A 7,025-nucleotide genomic window follows, 5' to 3' on the forward strand; every position below is an offset into this window, starting at 1 on the left:
CGGGGCCGGTTCATTGTGGTCTTTCGCGCACTTATCGGGACCGGAACAGAACGGGGGATCTGATGATTGGGGAAGCCAAGAAGGCCATAGTCCGGCGGGTTGCGGTCCTGCTGGTCGCTGTCGTCGCTGCTGCAGGTTGTACCCAGGACGATCCGGTTATCGAAGGGTCCCCGACCCCCGCCGCTTCCGCCACGGCGTCGGCCGAGCCTTCTGCTCCAGCTTCGGCGGAGCCGAACGCGTCAGGCACTGCGGATCCCCAGAAGCTCACCGATCCGGAGGAGGCGGCCAAGCATCTGTTCGAGGCGTGGAAAGCGGGCGACAAGGCCAAGGCGTTGAAGTTCGCCGACCAGAAGGCGGTGGACGAGGTTTTTTCCCGTCCTTACACCGGGCCAGACCCGGAGTTCATGGGGTGCGACCACGAGGTCGACCACTATTTCTGCCGGTTCCGGTACGAGGGCGGGTCGACGACCTACCGGGTGGACGGCGGCGTGTCGGCCGGTTACATGGTGACGGAGGTCACGCAAACCGCCGACTAGATCCGGGCTCGGATCCAGTCCTTGGCGGCGGCGTCGAGCTGTTCAAGCGTCATGTCGAACCGCTTTTCGAGGAGTCTCGCGGCGATGGCCTCGGCCTGCTCCCGGGCGGTCTCGTGCCGGATCATCGCCCAACTGAGTTTCTCGAGTTCCTCGTCGGTCTGCTCCTCGTCGCACGATTCCAGGAAATCAAGGACGGCCTTCTCCCCGAACCGTTCTACGAGGTGGGAGATGGCGGCACCGCTGATTGCATAATCGGAGACCGATAGGCCCCGCCACTGGCCTTCGGCCATCTTCATAAGCGACCGCTCCTGTAATTCTTCGGGTTTGCGCCGGATAGCCTCCAAACCGGGTTCTCCAGAGAAGTAGACGGCAACGCCTTCGCCTACCCAGTCGGGCACGAGCGCCGAAGTCACCGGGGTGAGGATGGCGTGAGTGACCTCGTGCAGGATCAGGCTCCGGCGGGTCGGAGGGTCGGCGTCCTCCCAGTCACCGAGGTTCACGAGCAACCACGGTTCCGAGACGGTGAACTCTCGGCCTTTGGTCGAGTGGACGCTGGTAACCGAGGCGGCACCGCCGCCGCCGACCAGGTCAAAGTCCCTTGAGTCCCCAGGAACCAGGACCAGGTAGGTCTTGGAACGCACGTCGGAAAGGCTCTTGCCCAGGTTCGACCGAGCTTCGGCCACCAGCGTGCCGAGCTCGGCAGCGTCAAAGTCCGGCGGGTGAAAGATGAGCGCTGCGGGGGTTTTCGTGCGGGTCACCGTATTTTCGACCGCCCAGGCCGGCTCCAGCTCCCACTCCAGGTACCCGAGCTGCCAGCCGTCTTCCCCGACGGGATCGACCCGGATGCTCGCAGAGAAGGGCAGGTCGACCGTTACGTCCTTCAAACGATACGAGCCCGACAAGGACCGGTGGTGCTCGGAGCGGTCATGCTCCTTCGTATCCATCTTCAGGCTTACCTTGTTGACCCCGAAATCCCGGGTTCGGTCCACCGCGAGCAGAATTCGCTCCATGTAGCGGTCTTTGAGCCCGGTGCTGATCGGGGGCAGGGCCTTCCTGTCGGAGGTTTCGAAGGCTTTTTGGAGCGGCCCGACGATCTGGTGGTTGATCTCCCGGACGATCTTGTCCTCGCTGGGCGAACTCTTGGCGGCCTTTGGCAACGAGGTCGTTTTGGGAGAGGCCGTGGAATCGAGACGGCTGCAAGCGGCCGGAAGCAGCAGAAGAAGACAGATGATGGCCCGGGCGGCCCCCGCTCGCCGAAACATGCATAGATTTTAGGCGGGAGGTCGGCCGTTTTGAAGGCTGAAGTTTCAGGTCTGGAGAAGCCGGCGAAACCTGGCGGCGATCTCCTCGACCGACTGCCGGCCGGCCGCAACCTCCATCACCAAGCTGTACACGCCGTCATTGGGGGCGGCTGTTATGGCCACGCCATTGATCTCGAGAAAGGCGGCGGCGGCGAGCCACCCCAGCCGCTTGTTTCCATCGACCAGCGGGTGACTCTTTACGATCGACTGAAGGAGCGCCGCGGCCTTGGTCCAAATGTCCGGATAGGCGTCTTCACCCGATACGGTAACCGCTACCCTCCCGGCCGCAGCGCCCAGGAGACCGTGATCTCTGATGGGCGGCGGGTCACCGAAGAGCGCCCGCGCCAGGTAAATCAGATCGTTGAGGTCGAGGTACTCGAACTCCTCATCACTCGCCAAGGCGGTTCAAGGCGTCCGCGTGAGCGTCCATCACTTTGCGAGCTGCCTCGGAGACCCGCTCGCGATGCCGGCCGCTCGCCACGTAGTCCCGAACCGCTCGGCGTGCCGCTTCCTGCATCGAGATGCCGTCGGCCTTTGCACGCGCCTGCAGAGCCTTCTGCTCCTCAGCCGTCAATCGCAGGGTCATAGCCATGCGTCGATGGTATCAAATTGATACCTGAACCTGTACCTGCCATAGTCATCGGATGATCGACCTGGAAGTCACCAACGACGAGACATCCGGCCGGTTTCACACCGTGGTCGACGGGTACACCGCCGAGCTCACCTACCGGCTCACCGGTGACCGGATGGTCATCACCCACACCGGCGTCCCTCCGGCCATCGAGGGCCGGGGCATCGGGTCGGCCCTGGTTCGGGCCGCCGTCGAGGACGCGACCGCCCGGGATCTGACGATCGTCCCCCTGTGTCCGTTCGTCGGCGCCTGGCTGGACCGCCACCCCGAAAGCAAGGTCAAGGTGGACCGGCCGGGGTGATAGCAGCCGCCGGGCGCATAATTCTGGGCGATGAACGCGCTTCGTAAGGCCTGGGTCGACTGGGCCGTCGATCTGACGGTCGCCGCCTTCTCGACGGCCGCAGCCGTAGTGCTCCACCTCGAAGTGGCAGGCGATTCGGTGTTGCCCGCCGGGCTGGTCACCTCCGCGTTTCACGGCGGATCGGTGCTGTTCCGCCGGCGCTACCCGCTCCCGGTGCTCGTCTTTCTCGCCGCCACCGCTGCGCTTTACGTCGTCCTGGGTTTTCCCGTCTTCATGCTGGGCCCGGCGGTCCTGTTTGCCATGTACAGCGCCGGCGCCGGACTGCCCGGCCGCCGGTCGGCAGTTGCGGCTGCGGCCATGACGGCGGTGGTCGCCCTCCTGGTTATGGTCGGGCCGGCCTTTCCGGGGTTCGCATCGGTGGTCTTCTACTCGGTCCTGGCGGGCGTCGCCTGGTGGCTGGGCCACCTGGTCCAGCGTTCCCGCACTGCTGCAGAGGAGCACGCCCGCCGGGCCGACGAGCTGGCCGCCACCCGGGAGGAGCTTGCCCGGTACGCGGTGTCGGAGGAGCGCCGGCGCATCGCCCGGGAACTGCACGACGTGGTCGCCCACTCGATGACCGTGGTCGCCATGCACGCCGGCACCGGTCGCTTGGTCGGGGCCGACAACCCGAAGGCGGCGATCGAGGCCCTGTCGACCGTCGAACGGCTGAGCCGGGACGCCCTGCAGGAGATGCGCCGCCTGGTGGGTCTGCTGCGGGAGGGAGCCGAGGACGATCAGGGGCTGGCGCCCGCACCGGGGCTCGGGGACCTGCACCGGCTGGTCGCCGAGGTGGTCGCCGCCGGAATGGCGGTGGAGGTGCACGCCGAGGGCCCGCTGGACCGGGTTCCGCCGGGGCCGGCCCTGGCGGCCTACCGGATCGTCCAGGAAGCCCTGACCAACGCAGTGAGACACAACGGAGCCGTCAAGGCCGAGCTGACGGTGAAGGTCACCGACAGCGAACTGTCTCTGCTCATCAGCAACGAACCGTCCGGCGGCGGCGCCGGCGGGCAGGCGGGCGGCGGGATGGGAATGGTCGGGATGAAAGAGAGGGTGCAGCTGTACGAGGGGACGCTCGACGCCGGCCCCGTGCCGGGCGGCGGCTACCGGGTGCAGGCGCGCATCCCCCTCAGCCTGGGGGCCGGATGATCCGGGTGGCCATCGCGGACGACCAGGGCCTCGTCCGGGCCGGCCTTAGAACCCTGCTCGACCACGCCGGTGATATGGAGTGCGCCGGCGAGGCGGCCGACGGGCTGGAGGCGGTCGACCTCGCCCGCAAACGACAACCGGACGTGGTGGTCATGGACGTCCGCATGCCCCGGTGCGACGGGATCGAGGCTACCCGCCGCATCGTCGCCGACCCCGACTGCGCCGGCGTGAAGGTACTGGTGCTGACCACCTTCGACGCCGACGAAAACGTCTACGCCGCCCTGCGGGCCGGCGCCAGCGGGTTCCTTCTGAAGGACGCCGCACCGGAGGACATCCTGGGCGCCATACGCATCGTCGCCGGAGGCGACGCCCTGCTCGACCCGGCGGTCACCCGCCGCCTGATCACCGAGTTCGCCCGCCGCCCGGCGGCCGCCGACAAACGGTCGGCCCTTGCCCTCGAGCAGCTGACCGAGCGGGAGCGCCAGATGCTCGGGCTGGTGGCCCGCGGCCTGTCGAACGCCGAGATCGCCGAGCTGGAGACGCTCAGCTACGCCACCGTGAAGACCCACGTCTCCCGGATCCTCACGAAGCTCGGGATGCGGGACCGGGCCCAGCTGGTGGTGCTGGCATACGAGTCCGGGCTGGTCACCCCCGGAGGGACCTAGTACCTCTGGGGATGTACGCCCAAGTGCACTCCCCGGACCGACGATTTCCACCCGCCGTTTGCCTACCTTGGGAGGTGTCCACTTCCAAACCAGCGGGAGGCACCATGGCAGCAATCGAGGTATCCGGTCTGATCAAGCGGTTCGGCGACGTGACCGCAGTCGACGACCTCAGCTTTTCCGTCGACCCGGGTACGATCACCGGGTTCGTCGGCCCCAACGGAGCAGGCAAGTCCACGACGCTGAGGGCGATCCTAGGCCTGGTGCGGCCCGACGCCGGGACCGCCCTACTGAACGGCGTCCCCTACCGGCAGCTTCCCAACCCGCCGGCGACCGTGGGGGCGGTTCTGGAGACCGGAGCCTTCCACCCCGGCCGCCGGGCCCGCGACCACTTGAGGGTGCTTGCTACGGCGGCCGGGGTCCCGCTCGACCGGGTGGACCCGACGCTGGAGGAGGTCGGCCTTGCGGGGGCCGCTTCCCGCAGGGTCGGCGGATTTTCGCTGGGCATGAGGCAGCGCCTCGGGCTGGCCGGCGCCCTGCTGGCCCGTCCGGAGATCCTCATCCTCGACGAGCCGGCCAACGGCCTGGACCCGGAGGGGGTCCGCTGGCTCCGGGACACCCTGCGCGCCCACGCGTTGGGCGGCGGGACCGTTCTTTTGTCGAGCCACGTGATCGCCGAGCTCGCACTGTCTGCCGACCACCTGGTGGTGGTGAAGCAGGGCCGGCTGGTGAGGCAGGGGACGGTGGAGCAGATCATGTCGACCGGTCAGGCCGCCGCCGTCAGGGTACGGACCCCGGACCGGGAGGCGCTGGTCAAGGCTTTGACCGACGCGGGAATGAGGCCGCTCGCCGGCGACGACGGTGAGGTGATTGTTGCCGGCGCCACGCCGGAGGAGGTCGGCCGGGTGGTCGCCCGCACCGGGATCGTCGTCTACGAGATGCAGATGGACCGCCCCCAACTGGAGGACGTGATCCTGGATCTCACCGTTGGAGGTGTTCAGTCATGAGCAGGTTGATTCGAGCCGAGTTCCGCAAGCTATCGACCGTCCGGACGTTCAAGGGGCTTATCGCCGGAGCGGTGGTCTTCAGCCTGGTCCGGTTCACGATGATCGTGGTGTCGGCGGGCAAGATCGAGGCGGCGCCGCTGGGGACCGCGGCGAGTACGAAGGACATGCTCCTGGCGGCGGGGTCCGGGACGATCGTCTTCCTGGTGATCGGAGTTCTTTCGGTCAGCACCGAGGTCCGGCACGGGACGATCGACTGGACCTTCCTGGCGACGCCCGACCGGTGGCGGGTACTGGCTTCCAAAGTTGCCGCAGTGGTTCTGCTCTCGGCGGTCTACCTGGTGGCCATGGGCGCGGTGCTGGTCGGGTTGACGGCAGCGGTCTTCTCCCGGGAGGGCATCCCATTCGGCGCAGTGGTGAACAAAGAGATGCTGGCGGTGCTCGGCGGCGTGATGATCGGCATGCCCCTTTACGGCGCCCTGGGCGTCGGGCTGGGTGCTCTCATCCCCAACCAGATCGCTTCGCTGATGATCCCGCTGGCCTGGATCCTGGTGGTCGAGACCCTGCTGCCCAGCTTCGGCCTGATGGGGCTGATGGCGTGGATGCCCGGTGGGGCCACCGCTTCACTCGGCCGGGCCGACCTGCCCGGGCTGCTGCCGATGTGGGCCGGGGCGGTGCTCATGGCGGGGTACGCCGCAGCGGCCGTAGCCGCCGGAGGCGCCGCAATCACGAAGCGGGACTTCACGTGAGGCGGGCTTTCGCCCTGCTGGCGGTGCTGGCCCTGGCGGCCTGCCGGCCGGCGGCTCAGGCCTCGTCTCCGGGCGACGACCTGGAGCGGGCGGTCGAAGCGTGGCGGGAGAGAACCCCGGTCCCCGGCGTGGTGGCGATTGTGTCCGGCGAGGGCGCCGGGGAGCGCGTCCTGGTCTCGGGCACCGAGCGGCGCGGGGGCGGCGAGGCGATCAGTGCGGACTCGCAGTTCCGGGTGGCCTCGATCACGAAGATGCTGGTGGCGACGGTGGTCATGCAGCTGAAAGAAGAGGACCGCCTCTCTCTTGACGACCCGGTCGTCGACCACCTGCCGCGACCGACGCCGGTCGCCAAGTTGCTGGACGGGGTAACTGTCGAGGACCTGCTTGCCCACACCAGCGGGCTGCCCGACTCCGGCCGCAGCACCGAGCTGGTCGATGCTCTGGTCGATCACCCCGAACGCGCCTGGTCCGTCGACGCCGTCCTGAAGATTGTGGCCAAGAGCGAGCCAGAGTTTGCCGCCGGGTCGGCGTACGCCTACTCCAACACCAACTACCTGATCCTCGGCGAGGTGATCGAGGGGGCCACCGGCCGCCCGTGGCACGCCGAGGTCCGGGAGCGGATCCTCAACCCGCTGGGCATGACCGCCAGCTACATA

10 protein-coding genes are annotated in these 7,025 nt (G+C 67.8%); 7 read left to right on the forward strand and 3 right to left on the reverse strand.

Annotated elements, in window-relative coordinates; translation table 11 throughout:
* Nucleotides 1-62 precede the first annotated feature (62 nt).
* Nucleotides 63-536: a hypothetical protein gene (locus VFV09_07400; GenBank protein ID HEU4867536.1), complete on the forward strand. Its 474-nt coding sequence runs from the start codon at nt 63-65 to the stop codon at nt 534-536.
* On the opposite strand, the gene VFV09_07405 is transcribed toward VFV09_07400, so the two are convergent.
* The 3 genes from VFV09_07405 to VFV09_07415 are packed head-to-tail and all read right to left on the reverse strand — an operon-like array spanning nt 533 to nt 2,429.
* Complete coding sequence (locus VFV09_07405; GenBank protein ID HEU4867537.1) at nt 533-1,798, reverse strand: hypothetical protein; 1,266 nt, start codon at nt 1,796-1,798, stop codon at nt 533-535. The two genes, VFV09_07400 and VFV09_07405, sit on opposite strands and share 4 nt — an antisense overlap.
* Nucleotides 1,799-1,843: 45 nt before the next feature.
* Nucleotides 1,844-2,236, reverse strand: coding sequence for a type II toxin-antitoxin system death-on-curing family toxin (locus tag VFV09_07410; GenBank protein ID HEU4867538.1), 393 nt, complete (start codon nt 2,234-2,236; stop codon nt 1,844-1,846).
* Entirely contained in the window at nt 2,226-2,429 is a 204-nt protein-coding gene (locus VFV09_07415; GenBank protein ID HEU4867539.1) for a hypothetical protein, read from the reverse strand. The genes VFV09_07410 and VFV09_07415 overlap by 11 nt, the downstream gene beginning before the upstream one ends.
* A gap of 52 nt (nt 2,430-2,481) precedes the next feature.
* Between VFV09_07415 and VFV09_07420 the strand changes: the two genes are divergently transcribed.
* The 6 genes from VFV09_07420 to VFV09_07445 form a co-directional block, all read left to right on the forward strand.
* Complete coding sequence (locus VFV09_07420) at nt 2,482-2,769, forward strand: GNAT family N-acetyltransferase (GenBank protein HEU4867540.1); 288 nt, start codon at nt 2,482-2,484, stop codon at nt 2,767-2,769.
* A 30-nt stretch (nt 2,770-2,799) separates the two neighbouring features.
* The gene (locus VFV09_07425) at nt 2,800-3,954 is read left to right on the forward strand and encodes a sensor histidine kinase (protein ID HEU4867541.1); all 1,155 of its coding nucleotides are present in this window, start codon (nt 2,800-2,802) and stop codon (nt 3,952-3,954) included.
* Nucleotides 3,951-4,619, forward strand: coding sequence for a response regulator transcription factor (locus VFV09_07430; GenBank protein HEU4867542.1), 669 nt, complete (start codon nt 3,951-3,953; stop codon nt 4,617-4,619). The genes VFV09_07425 and VFV09_07430 overlap by 4 nt, the downstream gene beginning before the upstream one ends.
* Before the next feature lie 104 nt (nt 4,620-4,723).
* Nucleotides 4,724-5,623, forward strand: coding sequence for an ATP-binding cassette domain-containing protein (locus VFV09_07435; protein ID HEU4867543.1), 900 nt, complete (start codon nt 4,724-4,726; stop codon nt 5,621-5,623).
* On the forward strand, nt 5,620-6,369 hold the full coding sequence (locus VFV09_07440) for a hypothetical protein (GenBank protein ID HEU4867544.1): 750 nt from the start codon (nt 5,620-5,622) through the stop codon (nt 6,367-6,369). The genes VFV09_07435 and VFV09_07440 overlap by 4 nt, the downstream gene beginning before the upstream one ends.
* The coding region (locus VFV09_07445; protein ID HEU4867545.1) for a serine hydrolase domain-containing protein at nt 6,366-7,025 on the forward strand (660 nt) is incomplete at its 3' end. The genes VFV09_07440 and VFV09_07445, both read left to right, overlap by 4 nt.

It is taken from the genome of Actinomycetota bacterium (assembly GCA_035759705.1).
Taxonomy (GTDB): domain Bacteria; phylum Actinomycetota; class CADDZG01; order JAHWKV01; family JAHWKV01; genus JAJCYE01.